This is a genomic window from Cohnella baijiui, assembly GCF_020731285.1.
Lineage (GTDB): Bacteria > Bacillota > Bacilli > Paenibacillales > Paenibacillaceae > Cohnella.
This window is the reverse complement of sequence record NZ_JAJFOW010000026.1, coordinates 24,671-50,422: the sequence shown is the minus strand read 5'-3', so window position 1 is coordinate 50,422 and position 25,752 is coordinate 24,671. Positions and strand designations below refer to the sequence as shown.

The window sequence follows — 25,752 nt, the reverse complement described above, 5'->3', positions numbered from 1 at the left end:
TCGTTGTCGGAACTGCCCTTTGTTTTGCTATTGAATTTTGCGCAGGCGGCAGGTGACGCTCTGAAAGTCTCCGTGCAGCTGCGGAATCGGCAGCCCCGCGTACATCAACTGGTCGCCGCCGAACCGTTCGCCCGTCTCGACCACCTCGTAGTCCGCCTCGGCATCGAGACCGCTCAGCCGCAGCCAATCGAGCGGCTCGTTCGGCTGCGCCAGCACGCGGAAGAACGCGACGAACGCTTCGCTCCGGTCCTCGGACACGACCATCCACGCCGTATCGTTGCCCTCGAACGGATTCCGCAGCCGGTACAGATCCCCGAACTGCACGAGCTGCCGCAGCTCCTTGTACTGCGCCACTTGCCGCTTGACCTCTTCCTTCTCCTCGTCCGAGAACTTCGTCAGGTCCAGCTCGTAGCCGAAGTTGCCGGACATCGCGACGTCCGCGCGCGTCTTGAGCGACGTCATCCGGCCCACCTGATGGTTCGGCACCGCGGACACATGGGCGCCCATCGTGCTGATCGGATAGACGAGGCTCGTGCCGTACTGGATCTTCAGACGGCAGACGGCGTCCGAGTTGTCGCTCGTCCACGTCTGCGGCATGTAATGGAGCATGCCGGGATCGAAGCGGCCGCCGCCGCCGGAGCAGCTCTCGAACAGGACGTGCGGGAAGCGCGAGGTGATCGATTCCAGCACGCGGTACAGCCCCAGCATGTACCGGTGCGCCGTCTCCCGCTGGCGCTCGGGCGGCAGCAGCGCCGAGCCGATCTCGCTCATGTTGCGGTTCATGTCCCACTTCACGTAAGCGATCGGAGCCGAAGCGAGCACGCCGCCGATCGTCTCGATCAGGTAGTCGCAGACGTCGTCGCGCGACAGATCCAGGATGAGCTGGTTGCGTCCGCGCGTCCGGCGTCGGCCTTCCACGTGGAGACACCAGTCCGGATGGGCGCGGTACAGATCGCTGTCCGGCGACACCATCTCCGGCTCGAACCAAAGGCCGAACTGCAGACCGTAGCCGTTCACGCGCTTCGCCAGATCGTCGAGGCCGTCCGGCAGCTTGTTGCGGTCGACCGACCAGTCGCCAAGCGACGTCGTATCGTCGTCGCGGTGGCCGAACCAGCCGTCGTCCAGCACGAACAGCTCGATGCCGAGCTTCTGCGCCTCGGCCGCGATGCTCGCGATCTTGTCGGCGTTGAAGTCGAAGTAGGTGGCCTCCCAGTTGTTGACCAGCACGGGCCGGGTCCGGTCGCGGAACTCGCCGCGGCACAGTCGGGTGCGATACAGCCGGTGGTACGTGCGGGACATGCCGCCGAGACCTTCGGCCGAGTAGACGAGCACGGCTTCGGGCGTCTGGAACGACGCGCCCGGCTCGAGCCGCCAGCCGAAGTCGAACGGATTGATCCCGATCGAGACGCGGGCGGTGCGGAACTGGTCGACCTCGGCCTGGGCGGCGAAGCTGCCGCTGTACACGAGGCTGAAGCCGTATACTTCGCCGGCTTGCTCCGTCGCGTCCGGAGACAGCAGCGCGACGAACGGATTGTGCTGGTGAGAGCTCGAGCCTCTGCGGCTCTCGATCGCCTTCGCTCCGGGCCTCAGCGTCTCGCGTGCCATGCTGCGCTCGTTGGCCCAGGCCCCGTATAGATGCACCAGATCGTAACGGTCGTGCTTGAAGTCGACGCTGGCGCTTAACGCGCGGAGCAGCTCGACCGGCGCCGCGCTCTCGTTGACGAACCGGACGGAGCGCGCGATCGCGTCATGGTCGCGGAAAACCGTATAGTTCAGGACGGCGCGCAGTCCTGCGACGCGGTCGACGAGCGTCAGCTCGAGCGTCTCGGCTTCCTCGTCGGTTTCCGCATAGGTCGCGGGAAGTCCTTCAAGTCCCGGCTTGCCCGCGTAAACGCGATGGCTCTCATAGACCAGCTCGGTGATCGTCGAGCCGTTTGCCAGCTTCACCTGATAGGCCGGATGGCGGAAGTCGCTCGTCCCGTATGCCGGGTACTCTTGCGACAGCGTATCGAACGAAATCGTGCGGTCGTCCGGGTACGGATTCGGCGAGAAGCTCGCCCGCTCGCGAAGCGTCAGCATGCCCGGGCCGGCGGCGGAGCGCAGCTTGGGGCCCCAATAGACGTGGGCCGGATGGCCGTCCTTGATCAGTTGAATCACATAGCTCGAACGCGGGGTCTGCAGATGGAACAGACGCTGCGCTTGGTCGAATTGTATCGGCATGACGATCCTCCAGCTTCCAATATAGGCGCGTTTTCCTCTCTTTGATTCAACCTGTTCACCGGGAGGATGTCAACCCCTCTCCAGAGATTGAAACGGATATCGTCACGAATCGGAGATTTGCAGCAAAAAAGGCGCGAGAGGGCTTATTCCCTCTCCGCGCCTTCCAGCATGAGCGGTGCATAACGCCGCAGCATGTCCTCGTTGACATGATGATAATGAAACGTTCCCGACTTCGTGATCTCGACGAGGCCGCAATCCGTCAGTTGCTTCAAATGGTGGGACAGCGTGGATCCCGCGACTTGGTCCAACCGATCCCCGATGTCGCTGCAGCTCAGATCCCGATGCCGGACGAGGAGCTCAACGATCGACAGGCGCGTCGGTTCCCCGAGCGCTTTGTATACTTTTACCGCATCCTGAAAGGAATCGTGGTCGTTTGCCATGGACCGAACCCCCTATCAATACATCCTTCTAAAGAATAAAAGGTAGCACATGCCCGGCCCGTCTGTAAAGGTGGAAAAGCCTTTTGGGAGCGGGGAAAAGGTTCCCTTTTGGCCGCCGGTTGTGATACAAAGGAAAGAGAGCGAACGCTAGCGCGTACGGAAGGAGCGAACGACAATGAAATCAATCGGATTCATCGGTCTGGGGACGATGGGGCTGCCGATGGCCGCCACTCTGCTCCGCAAGCACTACCCGGTTACGATCTACAATCGCACGCCCGGCAAAGCGGAGGAGCTCGTCCGGCTCGGCGGCGAGGAAGTATCGAGCCCGCTGGAGGCAGCCAAACGCAGCGATGTCGTCGTTACGATGATCAGCAACGACGCCGCCGTGGAGGAAGTATACTACGGGCGGAACGGCATCATCGCCGGCCTTAAGCCCGGCATGGCCGTCATCGACAGCAGCACGATCTCGCCCGCGTTGGCGCAGAGGCTTGCACGGGATATCGCCGACGCCTTCTGCGACTTCCTGGACGCTCCCGTGACGGGCAGCAAGCCGGCCGCGATCGACGGCACGCTGCTGTTCATGGTCGGCGGCGACCGGGGGACAGTCGAAGCGCAGCAGGACGTCCTGCTGGCGATGGGCCGGGAGGTCATCTATATGGGGCCGAGCGGCAGCGGCGCCTCCGCGAAGCTCGCGCACAATACGATCGTCGGCATCAATGCCGCCGGCCTCGTCGAAGGCATGGCGCTCGCAGCCAAGGCGGGCATCGACGCCTCGTCCTTCCTCCGCGTCGTTCAGGGCGGCGGAGCCGCGAGCAAGCAGGCGGATCTGAAGGGCCGCAAGATCATCGAACGCGACTTTGGCGTGCAGTTTTCGCTGGCGCTGATGCTGAAGGACCTCAAGCTGTCCTCCGTCCTGTCGGACGGGCTAGGCGTGCCTACCCCGATGCTGGAGGCATCGAAGAGCCTGTTCCAGACGGGCGCTGCTGCGGGATACGGCGAAGAGGACCTGGCCGCGCTTGCGAAGGTGTACGAGCAGTGGATCGGCGGCGCCATCGGCGGCGGGAACGAGACGGCCGCTGCCGCGGAGCCTGCTGTCGCCGGGGCGGATCCGGTCGGCCCGGAACGGCGTCGGCAGACGCGCATCTCCCTGGACGTCCCGATCATGATGTCCATTTACCAATGGGAGCAAGCCGGCGCGTTTGCGGGCCAGAGCGTGGAAGGTACGCTGCGCGACGTTTCGGAGGACGGGCTGCAGATCTCCTCGACGCTCCCCTTGGAGAAGGACATGTTCGTCGTCCTCCACTTCAAGCAGGAAACGGGGCTGCCGCCGATGACAGCCCGCATCATTCGAATCGAGCGCAGCAACAACCAGTTCCAATACGGCTGCATGCTCTCCGGGCTCGCGCTGTATCAGCGGCTGCAACTGAAGGAATATATCGAGCGGCATGCGGGGGATTGAGGGTTTGGGGTGACCAATAGGAATTGACGGGAAAAGGCGTATGCAAACTCCGGGCGGAGTGGCATGCGCCTTTCGTATATAAAGATAGAAAGCCGCATGGAGATTTACGCTAAAACTTATAAAGTCATAAAAAATTTGAAGTCTCCCTTCTACTCTCATTCAATATACCACTATTTACAAGATAACCAACGCCCGTTCACGCAAAAAATCCCCGACCCATCTCGGATAAGCCGGAGATTTCTATTCCTTTCGATCAGCGCAGCAGCTTGAGAAACTCCCGCATGAAGCCGGGCAGGTCCGGCCAGGCATGGCCGCTGACGAGCTTGCCGTCGACGTGCAGCGTGCCTTCCGGATACTTCGCCCCGAGCGACTCGACCTCGAGCCGGCAGGCGTTGTAGGCTGTCAGCGTCTTGCCTGCAAAGTAGGACCGGTCCTTGAGCGCGAGGAACACCTGCGCCCCATGGCAGATCGAGCCGACCGGCTTGTCCGCGTCCAGAAAGTGCGAGATGATCGCGGGCAGGTCCTTGTCGTTGCGAATGTACTCGGGCGCGCGTCCGCCGGGAATGATCAGCGCGTCGTATTGCGAGGGATCGACATCCGCAAACGCGACGTGCGATTGCAGCAGGTGAGCCGGCTTTTCCGTGTACGTATCCCAGCCTTCGATGAAGTCGTGGCAGACGGTGTGCAGCGCCTTGACTTGCGGCGAAGCGATGACCGCTTCGTAGCCTTCCTCCTGAATGCGATAATACGGATAGTAGACCTCCAACACTTCCGCGGCATCGCCGGTAACGATCAACACGCGCTTGGACATCGGAACACTCCCTTTGGAAAATGGTAGGCGTTTCTTCCATTATTCCGAGGCGCGCATAGGACCGTCAATAGTTCGCAGGGCGGGAGTGGTCGACAGATTTCCGCATCAAAAGTGGCCGCAGAGCTGCCGCCAAGGTTCAACCCAGACGCGCGCTGACAATCTTCTCGAAACAGCAGTAGCGCTGGTGCCCCTCAGGCTTGAACGGCAAGATGATATCGCCCCGATGGCTGTAGCCCTGCTTGACGTAGAAGGCTAGCGCCGTCTCGTTCTCCGTGAAGACGTCAAAACGAAGGCCGTCATAGTCTCCCGCACGCGCCGTCTCCTCGCAAAAATTCAGCACCTTTTTCCCCATCCCGCCCCCTTGCGCCTCCGGATGAACGAAGAGGGCATGAAGGACGAGATACCGGCCCTCTTCATAAACCCAAGTCGCCTGAGACCATTCGGGAATCTGATACTCGTCGAGGACAAAGGCGCCCGCAACGCCTTCTTCTCCTTCCAGCACGTACAACTGGGATTGCGCGAGCTTGTCTTCGAAATACGCCGCATTCGGATATTCGTCGGTCCACTGGTAGATCCCCTTTCGCTCGAGATCCAGCTTGCACGCTGCGAGCACGTCCAGCATTCGGGAGATATCCGCGGAGATGGCCTGTCGAATCCCGACCGCGAGGGGGATGCGTTTTGTCATGGCATAGCCTCTTTTCGAATGGATCGTTGAGAGCATCTCGACCAACTAGTTGCAAAAGTACACTACCTATGACGTCGATCGCGCCAAATTCCTCGATTTGTTGCAAATCTACATCTATTATTGTGAAAACGGGGGTTTTGCAAAGTTTTTCCAACTTTTTACATGTACAAATGCAACTAAACGACTCTACAGGTCCTCAAACGTGAAAATTAGATGTAACGATTGCAATTAACCAAGCGTCTAGCGAGCAAACCAAGTCAAACCGGCTTCCTCTATGCGTAAAAAGGGACCGAGCGGCGGCTCGGTCCCTTCTTCTCCATGCCCTTTGTCCCCGCGTCCTGGCTTAAGCGCTCAGATACGAGCAGACATAGTCGGCGACCTGGGTCACCTTGAGCTTGAACTTGCTGTTGGCCGGGACGGTGAATTCGCCCGTGCCGGAGATCGCGATCCACTCGTCGCTGCCGGGCAGCTGGACGGTCAGCTCGCCGGCCAGAAATTCCATGATTTCGGCTTCGGCGGTACCGAACTCGTACTCGCCCGGGAGCATGATGCCCAGCGTCTTGCGCGTGCCGTCCGCGAACAGCACGGTGCGGCTCGTCACTTTGCCGTCGAAGTAGACGTTGGCTTGCTTTACTACGCTTACGTTATCGAATTGCGACATGAACGGACAGCCTCCTATGGATCAGCAACGGTGCGAATTACACCAGCTTCTTGAATTGCGCGACGACGTTCTCGACCGTAAAGCCGTATTCCGCGATGACACGGTCGCCTGGCGCGGATGCGCCGAACGTGGTGATGCCCAGCACGGCGCCGCTATCGCCGACATAGCGCTCCCATCCGAACGGAGAAGCCATCTCGATCGCGAGACGCGCCTTGATCCCCTTCGGAATGACGCTGTCGCGGTACTCCTGCGATTGCGCTTCGAACAGATCCCAGCTCGGCAGGCTCACGACGCGGACATGAATGCCCTGCTCCGCCAACGCCTTCTGGGAAGCGACCGCGAGCTGCACCTCGGAGCCCGTCGCGATCAGGATGCCTTGCGGCTGCCCGTTCGCGGCTTCGGAGACGATGTAGCCGCCTTGCTTGATGCCTTGGCGCGCCTTTTCGGCCGTGCCCGCCAGGATCGGCAGATTCTGACGGGTCAGCACCAGCGCGACCGGGTTGTCCGTGTTCTCGAGCGCGTATGCCCAAGCCGCCGAAGTCTCGTTGCCGTCCGCCGGACGGATGACGGTCAGTCCCGGAATAACCCGGATCGAAGCGAGCTGCTCGATCGGCTCGTGCGTCGGACCGTCTTCGCCGACGGCGATGGAGTCGTGCGTCAGCACGTAGACGACCGGCTGCTTCATGATGCTGGCGAGGCGGACGGCCGGACGCAGATAGTCGGTAAATACGAAGAACGTGCCGCCGTATACGCGCAGGCCGCCATGCAGCGAAATGCCGTTCATCGCCGCCGCCATGCCGAATTCGCGGACGCCGAAGTAGATGTTGCGGCCCGCGTAGTCGCTCGCGTTGTAGACCGGCAGCCCCTTCAAATGCGTCATCGTGGAGCTCTCCAGGTCGGCCGAGCCGCCAACGAGGTTCGGAACGTTCTTGGCGAGTCCGTTCAGCGCGTTGCCGGATGCGACGCGGGTGGACAGAGGCTTGTCCTCGGTCGAGTAAACCGGCAGCTCTTTATCCCAGCCTTGCGGCAGCTCGCGGGCGAGCGCCTGCTCCAACTGGGCGGCCAGCTCCGGATGCGCGGCCTTGTACTTCGCGAATTGCTCGTCCCAAGCGGCATTCGCCGCTTCGCCTTTTGCCTTCACTTCGGCAAAGTGCGCGCGCACTTCGTCCGGCACGAAGAAGTCCGGGTGATCCCACTCGTAGAAGCTTTTCGTCAGCTTGGCTTCCTCGGTGCCGAGCGGAGAGCCGTGCGGGCCGGCGTGGCCGCCCTTGCCGCCCTTGTTGGGCGAGCCGAAGCCGATGACCGTCTTCACTTCGATCAACGTCGGCTTGGACGTTTCGGCCTGGGCTTCGGCGATCGCCTTCGCCAGCGCGTTCAGGTCGTTGCCGTCATCGACGCGGAGCACTTGCCAGTTGTAGCCTTCGAAGCGTTTTTTGACGCTTTCGGAGAACGAGAGGCTCAACTCGCCGTCGAGAGAAATATCGTTCGAATCGTACAGGACGACCAGCTTGCCGAGCTGCAGGTGGCCGGCGAGCGAAGCCGACTCGGACGAGATGCCTTCGGACAGGTCGCCGTCGCCGCAGATGGAGTAGGTAAAGTGGTTGATGACGTCAAAGCCATCGCGGTTGTATGTAGCGCCCAGCTGCGCTTCCGCCATCGCCATGCCGACCGCCATCGCGATGCCTTGGCCGAGCGGACCGGTCGTCGCGTCGACGCCCGCCGTGTGGCCGAACTCCGGGTGGCCCGGCGTCTTGGAGCCCCATTGACGGAAGTTCTTCAGCTCTTCGATTGGCAGATCGTAGCCGCTCAGGTGAAGCAGGGAGTAGAGCAGCATCGAGCCGTGGCCGGCCGAGAGGACGAAGCGGTCGCGGTCGATCCATTCCGGATGCGACGGATTGTGCTTCATCGTCTTCGCGAATAGCTGATAGCCCATCGGAGCGGCGCCCATCGGCATGCCGGGATGGCCGGACTTCGCCTTCTCGATGGCGTCGATCGCCAAGGTACGGATCGTCGTGACGGACAGTTGCTCAACCGTTTTGGAACTTGTTGTCATACGTAAGAGGTCCTCCTTCTCTATTTGCACGAACGATAGATGCTCGTGACATGCGCAATGTACGTTAATCCTTTAACTCGGTGCAGTTAATCCTGCCTATTGTACCACGCCGACCCTCATATTACCACACGGCTTGTACGGACAAGAGAGGGTGCGGAGCGCGCGAAAAACAAGGAATGAACCTGCATTTGCAAGCCCCTGCCCCGCGATCCCGCGAGACCTCCAACTAGCACAAAAACCGGCTTTGTCAGCCGGTTTGCGCGCGCCGAAGCTTGACTTCCAATTCATCGCCGGCAACCAAGGGCGGCTCGCCTTGCTCGGCTAGCCGCCGATTGACCGCCGCGTACAGGTCGCCCATCTCGACGAACTTGTCGTCCACGTACATGACCCACTCGTCGTTCTCCACGTCGTAAGCGACGCGCCCTTCGACGATCTTCCGCTGCTCCGTCATCGCTCGTCTCCAGTCAGCCGCGCCTAGATAAAGACGACGGTCTTGTTTTGATAGACGACGAGACGGTCTTCCGCATGCCACTTCACGGCGCGGGCGAGCACGATCCGCTCGATATGGCGGCCCATCCGCTTCAGCTCCGAGACGTTATCGCGGTGACTGACGCGCTGGACGTCCTGCTCGATGATCGGACCGGCGTCGAGCTCGGCCGTCACGTAGTGCGCGGTAGCTCCGATCAGCTTGACGCCGCGATCGTACGCTTGTTGATACGGCTTCCCGCCCACGAATGCCGGCAGGAACGAGTGGTGAATATTGATGATCCGGTTCGTGAAGCGCTCGATGAACTTGGGCGTCACGATCTGCATGTAGCGGGCCAGAATGACCAGATCGACCTTGCCGGACGTCAGCTCGAGCTGCTGGCGCTCGGCTTCCGCCTTCGTGTCCGGCGTCACGGGGATATGATGGTACGGAATGCCGAACGACTCGACGAGCCCGCGCATATCGTTGTGGTTGCTGATGACCATGGCGATGTCCGCTTCCAGGTCGCCGGCCTGCCATTGCCAGAGCAGCTCCAGCAGACAGTGGTCTTCCTTCGAAACGAAAATGGCAAGACGCTTCTTGCGGCTGGCGCGGTAGACGCTCCAGCGCATCTCGAAGCGGTCCGCGACGCGCGTAAAGTCCTCCTGCAGGGAAGGCAGATTCTGCTCCAGGTTCTGCAGGTCGAACTCGATGCGCATGAAGAACATGCCGCCTTCGGGGTCCATGGTGTACTGATCCGATTGGACGATGTTCGCGCCCTGCTCGTACAGGAATTGCGACACGGCCGCAACGATACCCGCGCGATCCGGGCAGGAGATCAGCATTCTCGCGCGGTTCGTCTTGTCGTCGCGCCCCTTGGCGTCTTGCGGTTGATACACGTTTTGACTCATGGGTAAGTTCCGACCTCTTTCCTTCGATTGCGGATTGCGTCCGTTAAACCTTGGCCAGCCATTCCTTGCCGGCGAGGTAAACGGTCAGGCGCTGATTGACCGCTTCTTCGCTGTATTCCGGCGACAGGACGCGGTGCTCGATCGCCAGGTCGTACAGCCGCTCCATCGGCTCGCGCGGATCGGCCTTCTTTGCCTTGGCGTCGGACTTGAGCACCTCCCACGTGTTCAGGATGAACGAGCGGGGATGAATGTCCTGCTTCTGGAAAAAATGATGGAGACGCTCGACGTCCTCCAGGAACTCGCCGCCGAAGCGCGCGTCCACGTCGCCGCGCAGGAGCGCGATTTCCGCTTCGTACATCGGGCGTTCGCCGCCCGCTTTTTTCCCGATCCAAGGCGTCTCGAGCACGAACGGACGGTCGCGGAGCAGCTCGTGGTTGACCACGTTGTTGAGCGCCTCGTAACCGAGCCAGCCCGATCCGACCGGCGCGTGGCGGTCCTTGGCGGCGCCGACCGGATTTTTGCTGTCGTTCAAGTGGACGACCGCGATGCGGTCCAGGCCGACGACCTCGTCGAACCGCTTCAGCACGCCGTCCAGGTCGTTGACGATGTCGTATCCCGCATCGTGCACGTGGCACGTATCCAGACAGACGGTCAGACGGTGATTGTCGCGCACCTTTTCGATGATGGCCGCGAGCTCCTCGAAGCTCCGCCCGATCTCCGAGCCTTTGCCCGCCATCGTCTCGAGCGCGATATTGACGTCGGTCTCCTTGGTCGCCTCCAACACTTCGTTCAGGCCTTCCGCGATGCGCGCGATGCCGTACTCCGCATCCTTGTCCGTGTAGGCGCCCGGGTGCAGGACGATGTTTTTCACGCCGATCGCGTTCGTCCGGCGAATCTCTTCCTGCAGGAAGTTGACCGCCAGATCGAACGTGTCTTCCTTATAAGAGCCGAGATTGATAATGTAGGGCGCGTGCACGACGATCTCGCCGATGCCGGCTTCCGCCATCGCTTCGCGGCCTTCGGGAATGTACAGGTTCTCAATGGGCTTGCGCCGCGTGTTCTGCGGGGCCCCGGTGTATATCATGAAGGTGCTGGAACCGTAGGTTTTCGCTTCATTGGTCGCGGTGAGCAACCCCTTGTCCGAAAAAGACACGTGCGAACCGATCTTCAGCATAATCATGCTCCTCTCCGAATCGGACGCCGCTAGCCCGAGAGGGCCCGGCTCGTCCCATTAAAATCACCCCCTATTGTATCGCGAACGTCGAAATAAATCTAGAAATCGGCTATAATTTAGAAACGAGGTGACGGAAGATGTGGATGAAATCCGCTCCCGACTGGTTTATGTACAGCATCGGGTTTTGGACGATCGTGCTGGTGGCGTTTATGGCTATCGGCGGATTCTTTATGTTTCGCAAATTTTTGAAAGTGCTGCCGAAATCCGACGGCAAGTCGAAGCTCGACTGGCAAAATCACTGGGTCGAACTGAGCCGGCCGCTTTGGACCGAGGAAACCAAAGCGCTGCTGGACAAGCTCGTCTCCCCGGTTCCGAGCGCGTTCCGCGACATCGCCAAGCATTCGATCGCCGCCCAGATCGGGCAGCTCGCGGTCGAGAGCGGCGAGCCCCACGTGACGGAGGAGCATTGCATCCGGGGTTACATCCTCGCCACGCCGAAGCGGGATCACACGTTCCTGATCAACTTCCTCGAGAAGAATCAGATCGATTATACGCCGTACCGCCACCTGCTCGGCTGAAGCTGCATTCGGCGCCGTGGCACTGCGTTCGCGCGCGTCCATATGGCGTCGTGGCATTGCGTTCGCGTGCGTCCATTCGGTGTCATGCCGTTGCTTCGCGTGTGTCCATATGGCGTCGTCGGTATCGCGTTCCGCGCGTCGGTTCGCGGGATACACACCGTTCCGCCAACGTTTCGAAGCCTCCCGATTCCATGACCGGCGTCCCGCCCCGGGAAAAAAACGAAACCTTTGGGCTCGGTCATCGTCTAACTCTAGTGAAGGTATTCAACGCAACTGAGATGGACGACTGCTATGGAGGTGCACGATTGCATGTTGAACAACCTGAACCGCTATGGAAAACACTCCGCTTGGGCCGTCGCCGTGCTGACGATGCTCTTGATGGGCACCGGCTGCAGCGACAACGGCAACAAAAACGCGAACGCCTCGCCGTCGGCTAGCCCGACGTCATCCGCCAGCGCACCGGCTTCCAACGAGCCGTCGCCGTCGGCCAGCGCATCCGATTCCGGCACTCAGCCGGCGGACAAGGAAACCAAAGAAGACACGGGTGAATTTACCGGACTCGGCGACACGCATTCTATTGAGATCAAGACGTCCGACGGTCCGACGACCTTCCAGGTGGACCCCGATATCGTGGACAAGGTCTCGGATTGGGCCGAGGGCACAAAGGTCAAGTTCAAATACGAGATTACGAGTGTCGATGGCGATGCGTCGCAGAAGCAGTTGACGATTCTGTCGATCGACAAAGCTTGATTCGACAAGCCATCATCAAACCGGGGTGAGGTGTTCCGTCATGCGCGTCCTGATCTGCGGCGGTACCGGATTCATCGGAACGGCGCTGACCCGCGCGCTCGAAGCGCGCGGAGACGAAGCTTGGATCATCACCCGCCACAAGCCTGCGGCTCCTGCCGCAGGCTTTCGCTATGCGACGTGGGACGAATGGGCCGCCGATCCGACGCTCGGCGGGGGCACTTACGCCATCGTCAACCTGGCGGGCGAATCAATCAATCAGCGCTGGTCGGCTGCGGCCCAACAACGCGTCCTCCAGTCTCGCTTGATCGCCGCCGAGCGCGTCGCCGATATCGTCCGGCGCTTGGACGAGCCGCCCGCCGTCGTCGTGAACGCCTCGGGCATTTCGCTCTACGGCCACTCCTATACCGGCGGCAGCGCAGGTCCTTCGTCCGATGCTTCTGCGTCCATCGTAAATGAGAGCGGCGACTCGATCCGTCCTTTCGACGAATCCGCACCCGCCCGGCCCGCCGACTTTCTTGGTCGTACCATTATGGAATGGGAGGCTGCGGCGGATCGCATCCCGACCCGGCGTCTCGTGAAGCTGCGCATCGGTCTCGTTCTTGGCCGGACGGGCGGCGCCTTCCCCCTCCTGCGTCTGCCTCACCGGCTATTCGTCGGCGGACGGCTTGGCTCGGGCAAGCAAGGCATGCCTTGGATTCATCTGGACGACATCGTCTCTCTCATTCTGTTCAGTCTCGACACTGCGGAAATGAGCGGCCCCGTCAACGCCATCGGCCCGGAGACGGTCGATAATGACACGTTCGGCAAGACATTGGGCCGGGTTATCGGACGCCCGCACTGGTTCCCAGTCCCCGCGTCGCTGATCCGAACGGCTCTTGGCGAGATGTCTTGCCTGTTGCTCACCGGGCAGCATGCCGTCCCCCGCAAGGCGCTCGACCACGGCTTCCGTTTTCGCTTTCCCCGCTTGGAGGATGCGCTTAGGAACCTGCATCGGTCCCCGTCGGGCGAGAGAGCGTAATCGCAAATCGATTATTCCTATCAAGATCGCGAGACCGCCTGCATGGGCGGTCTTTCCCTGTTGTACTTCGAGCCGTGCGGCCTCCTCGCGTATCAAATAGAAGCAGGCTGACCTCGGTAGCGATAGATCGAGCTCGAGATCTGCAATTGGTCGCCCGACTCCAGCGGGTATGGTTCGTAAGGCGTCATCGGCTGACCGTTCAGCCAGCTCCCGTTGCGCGATCCGAGGTCCTTTGCAACCCAGCGGTCCGCCTGACGAAGCATCTCCAGATGGGCGCGGGAGACGCCGTTCGTCTCGTCCACGTGCTGGGCGGCATCCGCCGAACGTCCAATGATCAACGAAGACCCTTGCAGCGCGATGTTCAATTTACGATCTCCCGATTCCCATTCCAGGTATGAGAGCGCTCCCGGTCGCCCCGCATGGCCGGATAACAATGCGGTGGCCTCGTCGGCGGACGACAGCCTCGCGGTGAGGAATTCTCCCGCCATCTCTGAATTCTCCCCGCGCTCCCAGCCGGCGGATGCGGCACCATGGCGCGTTTCGCCCGTGGACTCGCCAAATAGCGAAGATCGCAACCCCGGCATTTCATTCAATGGAGAGCCGGACGAAGTTGGCGCAAACGCGGGGCTGTGTCCCGCATCCGTCGACCAGAGAGGAGGCTGCACATCCGCTTCCCGCCCGACCTCCTGGTCCAGCTCCGCCCAGGACCTCAACCCCCGCTTCGGAAATCGCTCTGCCACGCGGGAATCCGATCCGCTCTCCCCTCCTTCCGAGGACCGCGGCGTCGTGCCGCTGCCGCCCGTGTCCTCGTCCAGTTCGCGGTAATGGTCCAATCCCGGCGAAGAAGCGACCTTGCGTCTTCGCGTAGCCGGCGTCCCGTTCCATAAATAGGCGCAAACGCCCGCTGCGCCCAACGTAACTCCCGCCGCCAACAGCAATCCGCGTTGGCCGGGATGATCGGCGTACAGGAACCTCCACGCCAACGCGCTAACCGCAAGCCCTCCAACCGCCAACCAAGTCCGCCATCTTCCGATCGGCGTCCCGCTTTCGCTGCCGGACGGCTCGTCTTTATCGGCTTCTCCGGCTTCCCCGTCCCCGATCAGGCCCGATAGCGTCTGCGGGTCGCCTGCCGGCGACGGCAGCCATCCGAACGCCTTTCCGCCAGGACGGGAAGATTCCTTCGCCGCTTTCCTTTCCCCGCCAGGATTGTCCGGAGGATCGCTTCTTCCCGCTAGTCGGTTTCCTTGTTGACTGTCGTCGCGTTCTCTTCTTGGCGGACTGCGACCGTCCATATGCTCCCTGCTCGGCGTACTCCGAACGGATCTCGCGTTCCCTGCCTCCGGATCGGTCTGCAGCCTGTTTCGGCTATCGGAGCGGAGGGCCGCCTCCGTCGATCGCTGCGTTCCGACTTCCCGATCGGGCCGCAGCAGCCGATCCGCCATGTATTGGCGAATGTACCGCTTCAAGAGGCCCGGCGTGAAATCCGGGGAGGACGCAATACGAAGCAGCTGCTGCATCGCCGTGCCGTCCAATTCCGCGACGCGCATCAACCAGCGAACGATAAGACGTTCCAGATCGTCGGCATAAGGAACGTCCGGATTCGCGATGGCGACGGGCAAGTAGGCAAACCGCAGATCGTGCCAGCCGTCCCCCGCAAAAATATAGTCGTCCAGAAGCAAAAGCCGATCCGCATCCAGCATGCAGTCCTGGCACTGCTCCATCGCCTCGGCCAAGGCGTTCAGCGCGGCCATCGCATCTTCCATCGTCCATCTGACCGCCCGGCAAGCCTGGCTCAACATCCGCCTGCCCGTCAAGGAATAGCGGAATTGGACCGCGCCGTTCATTTCCTCCGTCTCCAGCGGCAGCAGCCGCGGCAAGTCGCAGGACTTGAGCATGCCAAGCTGCACCGGATCGATCTCTTCCCGCCGGAGCGGCGCCTCTTTCTCCAGAATCATATAATGGCCGCGTCCCTGCTCGAACCTCACCCGGTATCCGTTCATCGTCCCTTCCCCTCTCGCGTTTCCCTGTGCCGCCGTTTCCTATAGTTCGTTAAGCGCTTCTACCCGACGATCGAGCCGCTGTAGACGAGCGCCGCGTAGGCAGGCGCAACCGCCAGCATAAACGGAAACTTCGCTCCCCGGCGAGCCACGGCGGGGTGCTCCCCCCACGGCCACTTCAGATGCAGGGCAATCGCCCGTATGCCTGGCAGCCTGAACGCCATTAACGCCAAGGCGATCGCCCCCGCAAACAGCACCGATCCGACGACCAGCTGCAAGGAAACGAATGCCCCCGCCCATGTCCCGAACGCCGCGAACCATTTGACATCGCCGCCGCCGATGCCCCGCAGCGCGTACAGGAGCAGCAGCGGCAGCATGCCCGCCGCGGCGCCGACAAGCGCCCAACCGATCCGTACGTATCCATAGGCGATTCCTTGGTAGAGGAGTCCGGCCGCAGCAAACAAAACCGTCAATCGATTCGGAATAACCATCCGCCGCAAATCCGTCCAACAAGCCGCCGCCAGCAACGTGACGGTTGCGGCCAATACGGTCGTATTCATCCCGCTCCCTCCTTTCGCTTCGACCTTGTTAGCAGCGCTACTGTTCTTTTCCAGCGACCTCGAAGGTTTGCCGCCATGGCGCGCCGTCGCTTGCGCGCGCTTCCCATGCCCAAGTGCCGATCGTCGTATTGCCCGAAACGTGCCAAGTCCAACTCACCAAGCCCGACGCGTCCGCCGTCGCCGTGCCTAGATGCTTGGCCTGGCTGGGACCGCTCTTGTAGAGGACGGTCAGATCCACCGTTTCTCCGGGCTTCGCCCGCAGCGTCAATGTCGCCTTGCGTCCGCGACGGACCGGATTCGGCTCGAGAGAGACAAAGGATAGCAAGCTTGGCTCCTCGCCGTCTTCCAGCGTCGATCGCGAAGGCGCCCCGCCGATCCATGCCCGCTCGCTGGCGGATTCGCGAAGGACAAGCGTCCTGCCCAGGAACGGAACTTGGAAGGGGAGCCGGTATTCCGCCTCCACCGTCAAATAAGCCTGTGACAAATCGTCGACCGCCGGCAGCGTCACCGAGACGACCTCCAGCCGGTCCGGCCGGAGAACTCTTGGGTCCGAGGTGCGCAGGAGAACTTGCCGAAAAGCCTGTCTTGCCGCGATCTGCTCAGGATTCCAGTCGCCATCGGCCGCCTGCTTGGCCCACTCGCCGATCGGTGCCGGCAGCAACCGTCCGTATCGGCTCAGCGTGTCTCCCAAATTCGCCAACGACTGGCTCCATTGCTCGGATTTTTGATAGATCGGAGAAGACCGGACCTGATCCAGCCCCGCGGAAATCGGATACCATGCCGTAGCGGTCTGTCTGGCGGTCTGCGACAAGGCGCCATGCAGCGCCATGGAGATCACGGCGGTCTGGACGAGATAGATGAGGAAGAGGATCGCCAGCATGAATACCGGCATGACCAGAGCGGCTTCGAGCGTGACGCTTCCTTCGCCTGTCCTATTGGTAGGCGTCTTCGGCCAAATAGGTCGCCTCATAGCGGCCCTCCTTTACCGTGCCGCCCCACTGGCCGGCCTGGCCGAGGAGCTTGGTCAGCCCCGGCAAAAACCAGAGCCGCAGCGAGTTCGTGCTCTCGCCCTTCACATAGGTATAGGCGCCTTTCAGAGCAATGCCCGTCTCCAGTTCGATGACGGCAATCCGTCGGGACGTCTGCGCAGCCGAACCGCCGTGCAGCAGGAGGAACAGACGCAGGTAATCGACGTAAAACGTGTCGATCTTGGCGTATTTGGACAAGGGAATCGCGCCTTTGTTCAACAGCAGTTGCAGATCGGACAACGCTTCGCGTATGCCGTAAAGGGTGGCGGCGGCCAAAACGACAAGCGGATGGCCGTACGAGCGGCATTCGATGAGCCCTTCCATCGTCCGAATCGCCAACCGAAACGAAAACAGCTCGCCATACGAAGCGGCGATATTTCTCGCCGGGTTGTTCAGTCCGTACAGCACGTACTCTACCTGCTGACCGGACGGCATCATTAGCGCCTTCCCGTCACCACCGTCGATCAGCGTCTTGACGGCGGACGGCTCCGCGCGCGTAAATCGGGCGATCGTATACTCGGCGTCATACAACGCGTCTCTAACGCCGGCGGCCGAGCCGATGAGCGAATCCAGCCACCCGTCCGCGCTAGCCAAAGCTTGGCCGCGGCCGGCCTCGGGCCGATTCGGGATGCCTGCGGACTGGGCGGCCTCCTCCTCCGCCCGGTTCCAGTCCCGATTGTCGCGATAAGCGCGATCCAGTCGGTTGAACGCCTCCTGCGCTTCCGGCGGCACCTCTCGACCGCTAAGGGCGTCCAGAAAGGCTTTGACGCCCGACCAAGCCGAGCGGGATTCGCTTTCGAAGGCTTTGCGCTGTTGGTCCGAAGCCCGGTGCGCCTCTATCGTCTGCCGCCTCGTCTTGATCACGATCCCTCCGTCCCCGTAGTAAGATAGAGCATAAGACGAGTTGGTCGATTGCAGAGCGTCCGCTTGACGCCGCAGCTCGTCTCCCTTTCCGGTCGATCGCGGCACGGTCGACAGCAGTCGCGCGAACGAATTCGCGGCCCCCGTCACTTGCGCTGCCGACGCTTTCTGGGCGGTTAGCTCCTGACGGTAGCCCGAGAAAAAAGACGGCTCCAGCGACAACGCCGCCGTCATCTGCCGAAGCTCCTGCATCGCATCTGCTTGTTCGCCGCCGACGACGGACGCTTCGTCAGCCGGGGGCGACGCCATAGAAGCGGCCTCGGCGGCGATGCGGCGCATTTCCTCGTTGGCCGCTTCGGCCTCGGCGACGGCCGCATCCGCGGCAGCCAGAAGCCCATCCGCTTCGGAGACTGCCCGCGATCCGGCAGCGTCCAACTGCTTGGCCAGAGCGGCGACGCTTTTCTCGTAGGCTTCGATTTCCGCCGAGTAGCGAGGGGAAAAGTCCGGTTTGGGCGGCGGAGTTCCCGTCCCATCGCCCGGGGTGTCCCCGCCCTTGTCCGCCTCCCGCTTCCGCTCCTCCTCCGCCTGCTCCCATTGTCGCCGGGCTTCCTCCCTTGCCGCATCTTCAGCCACCTTCGACGCATAATCCTCATACATCAGAGCGGCATCCGCGATGTCCTTAGCCCGGCCGGCGGGCCGAATTCCCTTGAGTTCGACGGGCGGCCGGGGCACTTTGCCTTCCCATGCGTCCGCAACGACCCGACCGGCCTCCGCTTGGGCGCTCATCGCCTTGTCGAGCGCCGCCTCGCGGCGATCGTAAGCTTCCTTTAGGCGTTCCAGCCCGTCGACGGTCGATTTGGCTTCCTTCATGACGGACGACAGCCCCCGGAATCGCGAAGCCATCTCGATGGTCAAATCGATCGGAGCTTTATACTTCATTTCCTCCAGAATCTGCCTGCGGAACACGTCGTGCAGACCGAGGGGACGGCTTTCGGTCACGTCCGTTTTCTCCCACCGGGTATCGAGCAGCCGGAATGCCCCCTCGTCCTCGGGCTCCCGGTTGCCTTCGAGCGCGCGCAGGAACAGATCGTCGCTCGGATCCCCGCCGCGGGCGAACAGCCCGTATCGGGCGTACAATGCGGGATCGTAGGAGGACAAAATCGCGCGCGCCCCCGCTCTGACCGAAAGCTCGGACTGCTTGCGAAACGCCGCGATCCGGGACAAATCGATCAAGAGGCCGGTCAGCAGCATAAATGCGGCCGTCGCAGCGATCAAATAAACGGACACCGAACCCTCATTCGCGTTCCTGTTCCCGATGAGTAGAAACGAGGCTTTTCGTCTTCCGGCGCGCATCGTTCGTCCCCCTTTTTACCCATTGTCTAATCTGCGGCGCCCGCCCGCTCCTCCAACACGCGAACCGCCTTCAACCGATAGGCGCTTTCTCCCTCTTGGGCGCCGCGAATTTTGGCGGTGTAATACCGGACGAGATCGAATATCCTGACCGTCTCTGCGGGATCTACGACGGTCGCGCTCATTCCAGCCTCAACTTGCGCGGATCCCATGAACCGCCTAAGGGGCGCCAGCTCGAACGGGTCTTCCGCATGGACGGACACTTGCCGCCAGAGCAGCTTGTTGTCGTACCCGATTTCTCCGCGGAGCGCCGGCGAGAGCTTGACCGCTCCGGCGCGGAGCTTGCGCGAGGCGAGTGAGCCGCCGGCCTCCTCTTCGGATGCCGGAAAAGAGACGCTTAGCGCACGGTCTTGGTCCGACTCCCCACCGCCGAACAATCCGGTCAGAAGCCCATCGTTCGATAGTCGCCAGTAGAGTCCATCATAGCTGCCCTCGGGGTACCCGCCAGTCCGCCATTCCTTGGCCGAGTTCGTCCAGTTCGAGGCGACTCGTTCCCCTGATATGGCCGCCGCGTAGTACGCCATCGCTCCCTGAGCCTTAAACAAAGCAAAAAATAGCATGAGGAACGTGACGATCATGATCGCGGGAAAGACCAGGGAGGCGTCCAGCGTAACCGAGCCCGATGCGTCTTCGCGCAGCACACGCCATGGGTTTCCTCTTTTCGATAAAGATCGAACGTGTCTCATTTTTCTTTAGGAGAAGAAGGAGTCCGACTTGCCCTCCACCTTCTCGAACAGTCCGCCGAGAAAATCCATGATCCAATCGCGGAACAGAATCGCGATCGCGATGATGACGGCCGCGATCAAAACGATCTCCAGCGTTCCGAGCCCCGACTCGTCCTTCCAGAGCCCCTTGGCCCAACGTGTCGCATTCCGGCGAAGCCGATAAGTTCCTCTTATTCCATTCATCCTCTATTCCTCCTTGGGTGATCATCCGTTCGCCATCAAAAAGAACGACGGCGCTCCTACTAAAATCATGATCAACAGAAAGATCAGGGCCAGCGGAAACGCGAGCCGCGAGGAAGCCTGCTCGCCCAATGTCCGGGCGGCGGCTTTGCGGCGTTCCCATAGCGTCCGCGACAGCTCCCGCAGCGCCGTCACGAACATCTCTCCGCCACGCCGCGCGTTCATCAGCAGCGTCGTCGCGAACAGCTTGGCTTCCGGCACCGCGCAGCGTCTCCCGAACTCCTCCAGGGCGACGGCGAGCGGCTCGCCGCGATTCACGGCCTCGAGCGCGGCTCCCAACTCCGCATAGAGTGGATGGGGAGCGGATCCCGGCTTGCGCTGCTGGCATCTCTCCAATGCCCGCATCACGTTCTCGCCCGCATTCACCATCAGCAGCAGCCGATTCAGCAGCTCCGGCAGCTCCAGCACGATGGTTTGGCGGCGGAGATCTAGCTTCTTGCGCAGGTCCTGCCAACGGAGCAGCGGCATTCCCGCGCCGAGCACCAAGCCCAGCCCGACAAGCGTGGGACTGCCTGACGCCGTCCCCAGCAATGCCGAAGCCAAGAGAGCGCCGACGCCATAACCGGCCGCTTCGCTTGTCCAGCGCCGCAAAGCCTCTTGGGTACAGTAGCCGCCGTGCATGATGGCCAAAGCGGTCTGAGGCTGCTGCAATCGCGGCCCCAGCCAGCGCCAGACGGGCTTCGCCGACAAGAGGGCTTCCATCGGGTCGAACAGCAAATGCCTGGGACGCCGCTTGGTCCCTCCCGGCCGACGACGCCATGATGCGAGAAGCAGCCAGATATAGCCAACTCCCAACAGCCCCGCGTACATGCCGATGGCGATCCTGGTCATAAGCGGATATCCATGATTTTCCGCATCCATAGGCAGCATCCGGCCAACATCAGCAAGCAGATCGTCATGACCAGGATGCCTCCCCCCTGCCGAAGCGGCTGCATATAATCGCCGGCGAAGAAACCAAGGAGCCCTACAAATCCGAAAGGCATCCCCATCATCAATCTGGATTCAAAGCGTTTTTGCGCGATCAAAACGGCGACCTCCTGTTCCACTTCCATTTGCTCTCCGATTAGGCCGGACGTTCGACGCACGACCTCCACCAGATCGCCTCCCGCCCTTTTGCAAATTCGGAACACTTCGGCGAAGTGGCGAATCTCCTCCACCCCGCTTCGTTCGGCGAAATCGGTCAACGGACGTTCCAGCGGCTCCCCGTTGCGCAAGCGATTCACGATCATTCGGACCTCGCGCAGCAGGTCGGCATTCGGATCAATGATCAGAAGAGACAGGTCGTCCTCCAGCTCGGCGAACGCATTCTCCACCGACCGGCCGGCCGTAAGCAAGGAAGAGAGCGCGTGCAGCGCATCTTTGAAATGGAGGCGCAGCCTCGCCTGGCGCTTGCGCCGCAGCCGCTCCTGCAGCAGTCGAGGATAGAACCAGCCGAACGGAGCGCCGATCAGGGCGATCACCGGCTGCCGATACAACAGCCAAACGGCGCCGTAGCAAAACGCGCAGCCCGCCGCGATCGCCGTGATCCGCTGCCATTTGCCGAGCCGATAAACGCGATAATCCGTCATCTCCGAGCAGCCTCCCCTCGTCCCGCGAAATGCAGCTTGCGTACGTCGGCCAACTCGCCCACGCGGCGGAGACGCCCGCGCACCTGGCCATCCGTTTCGCCTTCCTCCTCGAACCGATATAACGGATGAAAGGCGACCTCTCCGCCCTTCAGTCCCGCCACTTCGCTGATCTCCACGACCTTGCGGCTGCGGTCGCGGAACCGGCTAAGATGGACGACCACATCCAGCGCCGATGCAATCTGCTGCCGGACGACCGGCACCGGAAGGTCCGCGCCGCTCAGCACCATCGTTTCCAGCCGGGAGATCATGTCTTTCGCCCCGTTGCTGTGGCCGGTGGAGAGGCTGCCTTCATGCCCCGTATTCATCGCCTGCAGCATGTCGAGCGCTTCTTCGCCCCGAACCTCGCCGACGATGATGCGATTCGGCCGCATTCGCAGCGATGCCCGGATGAGCTCCCGCATGCCGATGCGCCCCTTGCCCTCCGTATTCGCGTTTCTCGTTTCCAGAGAGACGACGTTCGGTACGCCGCGAATCCGCAGCTCCGCCGCATCTTCGATCGTGATGATCCGTTCATCGGGCGGAATCCATTGGGCGAGCGCGTTCAGAAACGTCGTCTTGCCGGAACCGGTGCCTCCGCTGATAAACAAGTTGTACTTGGCCTGAACGAGCTCGCGAAGCAGATCCGCAGCCTCCTGCGTCAATGCCCCGCGTTCCACCAGATCGGCCATCCCGAGCGGCTGCTCCGGAAATCGCCGAATCGTCACCGTCGGTCCTTGCAGCGCGATCGGCGGCAGCACGACGTGCACCCGCGAACCGTCCGGCAGCCGGGCGTCGACGATCGGGGACGATTCGTTGACGATGCGGTTGACCTTGCCGACCATCGATTGGATCAGATCCTCCAGCCGCTCGCGGCTTTCGAAGCCGATTGATACAGCTTGGATCTCTCCGCTCCGCTCGACGAAGATCCGATCGTGTCCGTTGATCATGATTTCCGTGATTTCCGGATCCTCCAACAGCGGTTGCAAAGCGTCCAGCCCCCGAAACGAATGATACAGCCGATTGACCGCAGCGTTCCGATCGGCGGCGGTCAACGAACGAATTCTGCTCCAACGGAACAGTTCGGCTTCGATCAAGGCCCGCAGTTCCTCGTCGGAGACGGCCGATTCCCAAGCGAGTCGGGAGCGTACCGCTTCCTTCAACGCTGCCAGATCATCCGTAGTTAAACTCATGGCTGCCACGACCTGTCTGCTCCTGTCGGTACCTTTTCATGCCCAGCTGAATCGTCCCGGGACGGACAAAGTCGATCCAACAACCGGTCCACCGCTCCGCTGTATGCGGAAGAATGGAGCAGCGTCTGCATGGTCGAGAGTCGATTCCATTGGGGAATCTCGGGCAGCGGGTGTAGGGTCGTCCCTGGAGGCGTCCGCCAGTCGTTGCCCGGCGCCCCCTCTTGCCGGTTCAGCGCGAATGTGCACTTTCCCGGGAAGCCCGCAACCTTGCCTTGCCATTCCTTCACGAGCCTCTCGGCCTTGCGGACGCTCTGGACGTCGTCCAACGCAAGCCACAGCACCTCTTCGCTCCATTCGAGCAGCGCCCGGTGCCACTCCCCGCAGCCGCTGTCCGGGTCGACGACGATCACGTCGAACCTGGCCGACCCGCGCAGCGCGTCGAGCAGCATCCGCAGCCGTTCCGCGGTCAGCGCGAGGCGCTCGGCAGGATGCTCCGGCGCGTCCATATAACCGGTCCCGATCGGAGACGAACGTTCGGCCAACTGCTGTAGCATGCGCCCTCCTTCCTCTGGATGCGCCTGCAGGGTGTAAAGCACGCTCGTGAGCCGGTCGGGCTCGCCGCGTCCGAACAGCTGATCCGTGACATTTAACGGTTCGAGATTCAAATAGAAAGCGCGGACTCCCCGTTCGTTCAACTGACGAGCCAGATTCAGGGCCAACGTCGTCTTGCCGACCCCTCCGGAAGCGGAGAAAACCGTCCAGACGGCCGTTCCATCCCGACTTTGCCGCCGAACCCCTCCCTCGAGCAACGCACGGAGAGTTGCCGCAAGTCTGGACATGGGCTGGAACTGGGCTACGGAAGGCAGAGTCTGATCATCGCTTCCCGCAGTCTCTTCTTCCAGTAGCAACACTACGTACATACTCGTCGGGAGCCGCTCTTTCACTTGCGCGTACAGATCCGGGTGAATCAAAAGCATATCGGCAGGCGGCACGTCCTGGACATAACGGGCCAGCGCCATCTCCTGCGTGAAGGCGGCAACCTCCCATTCCCGCTCCGTCTCCTTCAAATAGCGGGCCAGCTTGACCGCATATCCGGGCTGCGGCGCCGCCAACGCGATCCTTGCCCCCATCGATCCCACCCCTCGTCTGCTACGGCCGAACGACAAAAAGCACCGCAAATCCCGATGACGCGCATCGAAATTCGCGGTGCTTCCGCTTTGCCGAATGAATTGTAAAACTAATTTAGCATGGCTGGAAGAATTCGTCAATGCCTATCATTTCTCGTCTTGCTTTTTTGCGATCCAACCCACCAAACTTCGAAAAAGAATCGTAATTAGGATTCCGATTGCAAACGTATATTCGTTTACAAATAATCGGTTTGTGTATTGGTTGACGAATGGATAACGATAAATAATGGAATTCGGATGGTCTGTCCATCCCCCCAATTGGTGAATCGTGTCTCTTATCAAGTGAATCTGAGCGTAAATAAACGCTCCTAGAAGCAATATTAAGCCAATTGACAGCCATAGATTGGCGATGTACTTGACGCGTCGATTCTCGGCCAATAGCTGAAATAGAAGATACAAAAATGAAGCATATACGGGAATGAATAACACTATGAATAGGAGTCCGATATTCCCATTGCCCGATACCCCTTCGCCTTTATAAACCAGCGTAAAGCGGTCAACAAGAAATAACAAAATCAAACTGAGAAGGAATAGTCCTGGTAGCATCATCTTTTTCTTTTGAAGCAAGGATACACCCCGTTAGTTTTTTTGTTTAAACAATGCTGCAAAGCCGATATCTTGGTCGTTATCACTCCATAGCTTCCATATTGTCCCTGTGTTGTTTTGGCCGCCATCAGGATCTTTAAAGCCAAAATAGTTCTGTGAATATAACACATATCCAACACCAGCAACGAAATGATAGTTTGTATATGTGGTATCTGAGACCCAGTAATCAAATCGAATCCCAATAGGTAAATCCTCATTTATAAGCATACCAAGCCATTTCGTTCGTCCCCCTATAATCGGTAGCAACCCAGCGCTCTCCATCATGGCGCAAATGAGTAAGTAAACCCAGCATAAAATCGGTCAAGCTGGTCCCAAATATACCCGATTTCATTTCAGTATACAGGTGATTTACTAAATCTGAATTTCCTCCATAGTATGTTGAATTCCGCACATTATGTCCCTTAGATTTTAAATAATTCGTAATCATTGTTCCAGTTGCAGGGCCGCAAGATGAACTGGGATTGTTTATGCCAGATAACCTTTGCCATACTCTTGTTACGGCAAGCTCTTTTGAAATAGGATCAGCAAAAGTAGAACTGCTAGAATACAACGTACTCCATTCTTTCCTGCTACTATCTGGCGTCTTGGCCAATGGTTTTATAGAAATTCCAAGTGAAGCTGCTTTACTAAATATATCAGCGGCACTTGGGGCATGAATGATTCCGTTTATCAAGTATCCCTTCCTTCCTTCAATTGGATCAGAAAGACCTTTATCTCCGAATTGCAAGATTGGCCCCCTATCCTTAGTGGATGACACAATTATATGCCCTACGATCCCTGTTCCTTTGCTTACATTGAATGCATATCCAAGCAATTCTTCTTCAATCCCATATAGGGGTTCAACGAAAGATAAGTTTGATAGATTCCAAGTATCTCTGTAAATTGATTGTGTCAGAAACTTTTGTGCAACTAATTGAGCTTCGTCAAAAGGCACAAGGTTATCTTTCGCAGAGTTACTTTGGCCTGTTCCATAGGCAGTTGGCACAGTCAAAAAGAAAAGCAAAGTACAAACTAACAATAAAAACTTCTTGCTCATTAATATCATTCCTTTCTACTCATTTAATCACTACATCCAAACAATACCATTTTTAAACCTTTTTTTGTATAATTAAATT

The 25,752-nt window shown here is 60.2% G+C and carries 24 protein-coding genes and 1 pseudogene; 5 read left to right on the top strand and 20 right to left on the bottom strand.

The features are described from left to right. Window positions 1-27 precede the first annotated feature (27 nt). Window positions 28-2,220, bottom strand: coding sequence for an alpha-galactosidase (locus tag LKX83_RS20940; RefSeq protein WP_227884528.1), 2,193 nt, complete (start codon window positions 2,218-2,220; stop codon window positions 28-30). 143 nt (window positions 2,221-2,363) lie between these two features. Continuing rightward, window positions 2,364-2,660: an ArsR/SmtB family transcription factor gene (locus LKX83_RS20935; RefSeq protein ID WP_227884527.1), complete on the bottom strand. Its 297-nt coding sequence runs from the start codon at window positions 2,658-2,660 to the stop codon at window positions 2,364-2,366. Window positions 2,661-2,835: 175 nt separating this feature from the next. Between LKX83_RS20935 and LKX83_RS20930 the strand changes: the two are divergent. Together LKX83_RS20930 and LKX83_RS20925 are read left to right on the top strand one after the other, a co-directional pair. Then, a pseudogene (locus LKX83_RS20930) lies at window positions 2,836-3,720 on the top strand (NAD(P)-dependent oxidoreductase); the annotation flags it as partial. Beyond that, on the top strand, window positions 3,700-4,119 hold the full coding sequence (locus LKX83_RS20925; protein WP_227884619.1) for a PilZ domain-containing protein: 420 nt from the start codon (window positions 3,700-3,702) through the stop codon (window positions 4,117-4,119). The pseudogene LKX83_RS20930 and the gene LKX83_RS20925, both read left to right, overlap by 21 nt. A 253-nt stretch (window positions 4,120-4,372) precedes the next feature. Here the strand turns inward: LKX83_RS20925 and LKX83_RS20920 are convergent, their stop codons facing one another. The 7 genes from LKX83_RS20920 to LKX83_RS20890 form a co-directional block, all read right to left on the bottom strand. Then, window positions 4,373-4,930 (bottom strand): DJ-1/PfpI family protein, encoded by a 558-nt coding sequence (locus tag LKX83_RS20920; protein ID WP_227884525.1) that lies wholly within the window; start codon window positions 4,928-4,930, stop codon window positions 4,373-4,375. Window positions 4,931-5,066: 136 nt separating this feature from the next. Then, on the bottom strand, window positions 5,067-5,615 hold the full coding sequence (locus tag LKX83_RS20915) for a GNAT family N-acetyltransferase (RefSeq protein WP_227884523.1): 549 nt from the start codon (window positions 5,613-5,615) through the stop codon (window positions 5,067-5,069). Window positions 5,616-5,958: 343 nt separating this feature from the next. After that, window positions 5,959-6,276 (bottom strand): pyrimidine/purine nucleoside phosphorylase, encoded by a 318-nt coding sequence (gene ppnP / locus LKX83_RS20910; RefSeq protein ID WP_227884521.1) that lies wholly within the window; start codon window positions 6,274-6,276, stop codon window positions 5,959-5,961. A 37-nt stretch (window positions 6,277-6,313) separates the two neighbouring features. Further along, window positions 6,314-8,329, bottom strand: coding sequence for a transketolase (tkt, locus tag LKX83_RS20905; protein WP_227884519.1), 2,016 nt, complete (start codon window positions 8,327-8,329; stop codon window positions 6,314-6,316). 247 nt (window positions 8,330-8,576) lie between these two features. After that, entirely contained in the window at window positions 8,577-8,780 is a 204-nt protein-coding gene (locus LKX83_RS20900) for a hypothetical protein (RefSeq protein WP_227884517.1), read from the bottom strand. A 23-nt stretch (window positions 8,781-8,803) separates the two neighbouring features. Continuing rightward, complete coding sequence (purU, locus tag LKX83_RS20895; protein WP_227884515.1) at window positions 8,804-9,706, bottom strand: formyltetrahydrofolate deformylase; 903 nt, start codon at window positions 9,704-9,706, stop codon at window positions 8,804-8,806. Between the two features lie 43 nt (window positions 9,707-9,749). Further along, window positions 9,750-10,880, bottom strand: coding sequence for a deoxyribonuclease IV (locus tag LKX83_RS20890; RefSeq protein ID WP_227884512.1), 1,131 nt, complete (start codon window positions 10,878-10,880; stop codon window positions 9,750-9,752). Between the two features lie 143 nt (window positions 10,881-11,023). On the opposite strand from LKX83_RS20890, the gene LKX83_RS20885 reads away from it, so the two are divergent. From LKX83_RS20885 to LKX83_RS20875, 3 genes are all read left to right on the top strand, one after another. Continuing rightward, window positions 11,024-11,458 carry a DUF2621 domain-containing protein gene (locus LKX83_RS20885; protein WP_227884617.1) on the top strand — a complete coding sequence of 145 codons (435 nt, stop codon included), beginning with the start codon at window positions 11,024-11,026 and terminating at the stop codon, window positions 11,456-11,458. Between the two features lie 309 nt (window positions 11,459-11,767). Continuing rightward, on the top strand, window positions 11,768-12,208 hold the full coding sequence (locus LKX83_RS20880; RefSeq protein WP_227884511.1) for a hypothetical protein: 441 nt from the start codon (window positions 11,768-11,770) through the stop codon (window positions 12,206-12,208). Between the two features lie 40 nt (window positions 12,209-12,248). Then, entirely contained in the window at window positions 12,249-13,226 is a 978-nt protein-coding gene (locus LKX83_RS20875; RefSeq protein WP_227884509.1) for an epimerase, read from the top strand. A gap of 92 nt (window positions 13,227-13,318) precedes the next feature. On the opposite strand, the gene LKX83_RS20870 is transcribed toward LKX83_RS20875, so the two are convergent. From LKX83_RS20870 to LKX83_RS20820, 11 genes are all read right to left on the bottom strand, one after another. Beyond that, window positions 13,319-15,226, bottom strand: a complete 1,908-nt coding sequence (locus LKX83_RS20870; protein ID WP_227884506.1) for a DUF6382 domain-containing protein — start codon at window positions 15,224-15,226, stop codon at window positions 13,319-13,321. 59 nt (window positions 15,227-15,285) lie between these two features. Further along, window positions 15,286-15,783, bottom strand: coding sequence for an A24 family peptidase (locus tag LKX83_RS20865; RefSeq protein WP_227884505.1), 498 nt, complete (start codon window positions 15,781-15,783; stop codon window positions 15,286-15,288). A gap of 37 nt (window positions 15,784-15,820) precedes the next feature. Beyond that, the gene (locus tag LKX83_RS20860; RefSeq protein WP_227884503.1) at window positions 15,821-16,753 is read right to left on the bottom strand and encodes a TadE family protein; all 933 of its coding nucleotides are present in this window, start codon (window positions 16,751-16,753) and stop codon (window positions 15,821-15,823) included. Beyond that, a complete protein-coding gene (locus tag LKX83_RS20855; RefSeq protein ID WP_227884501.1) occupies window positions 16,716-19,025 on the bottom strand; it encodes a hypothetical protein in 2,310 nt (769 codons plus the stop codon). Before LKX83_RS20855 ends, LKX83_RS20860 begins: the two co-directional genes overlap by 38 nt. Window positions 19,026-19,051: 26 nt before the next feature. Then, window positions 19,052-19,723: a pilus assembly protein gene (locus LKX83_RS20850; RefSeq protein ID WP_227884500.1), complete on the bottom strand. Its 672-nt coding sequence runs from the start codon at window positions 19,721-19,723 to the stop codon at window positions 19,052-19,054. A gap of 51 nt (window positions 19,724-19,774) precedes the next feature. Continuing rightward, complete coding sequence (locus LKX83_RS20845) at window positions 19,775-19,990, bottom strand: Flp1 family type IVb pilin (protein ID WP_227884499.1); 216 nt, start codon at window positions 19,988-19,990, stop codon at window positions 19,775-19,777. A 21-nt stretch (window positions 19,991-20,011) separates the two neighbouring features. Then, window positions 20,012-20,878, bottom strand: a complete 867-nt coding sequence (locus tag LKX83_RS20840; RefSeq protein WP_227884497.1) for a type II secretion system F family protein — start codon at window positions 20,876-20,878, stop codon at window positions 20,012-20,014. Beyond that, window positions 20,875-21,615, bottom strand: coding sequence for a type II secretion system F family protein (locus tag LKX83_RS20835; RefSeq protein WP_227884495.1), 741 nt, complete (start codon window positions 21,613-21,615; stop codon window positions 20,875-20,877). The genes LKX83_RS20840 and LKX83_RS20835 overlap by 4 nt, the downstream gene beginning before the upstream one ends. After that, on the bottom strand, window positions 21,612-22,844 hold the full coding sequence (locus LKX83_RS20830) for a CpaF family protein (protein ID WP_227884616.1): 1,233 nt from the start codon (window positions 22,842-22,844) through the stop codon (window positions 21,612-21,614). Before LKX83_RS20830 ends, LKX83_RS20835 begins: the two co-directional genes overlap by 4 nt. Further along, window positions 22,841-23,974 (bottom strand): AAA family ATPase, encoded by a 1,134-nt coding sequence (locus LKX83_RS20825; RefSeq protein WP_227884493.1) that lies wholly within the window; start codon window positions 23,972-23,974, stop codon window positions 22,841-22,843. Before LKX83_RS20825 ends, LKX83_RS20830 begins: the two co-directional genes overlap by 4 nt. An 856-nt stretch (window positions 23,975-24,830) precedes the next feature. Then, a complete protein-coding gene (locus LKX83_RS20820; protein ID WP_227884491.1) occupies window positions 24,831-25,673 on the bottom strand; it encodes a Spi family protease inhibitor in 843 nt (280 codons plus the stop codon). Window positions 25,674-25,752 lie beyond the last annotated feature (79 nt).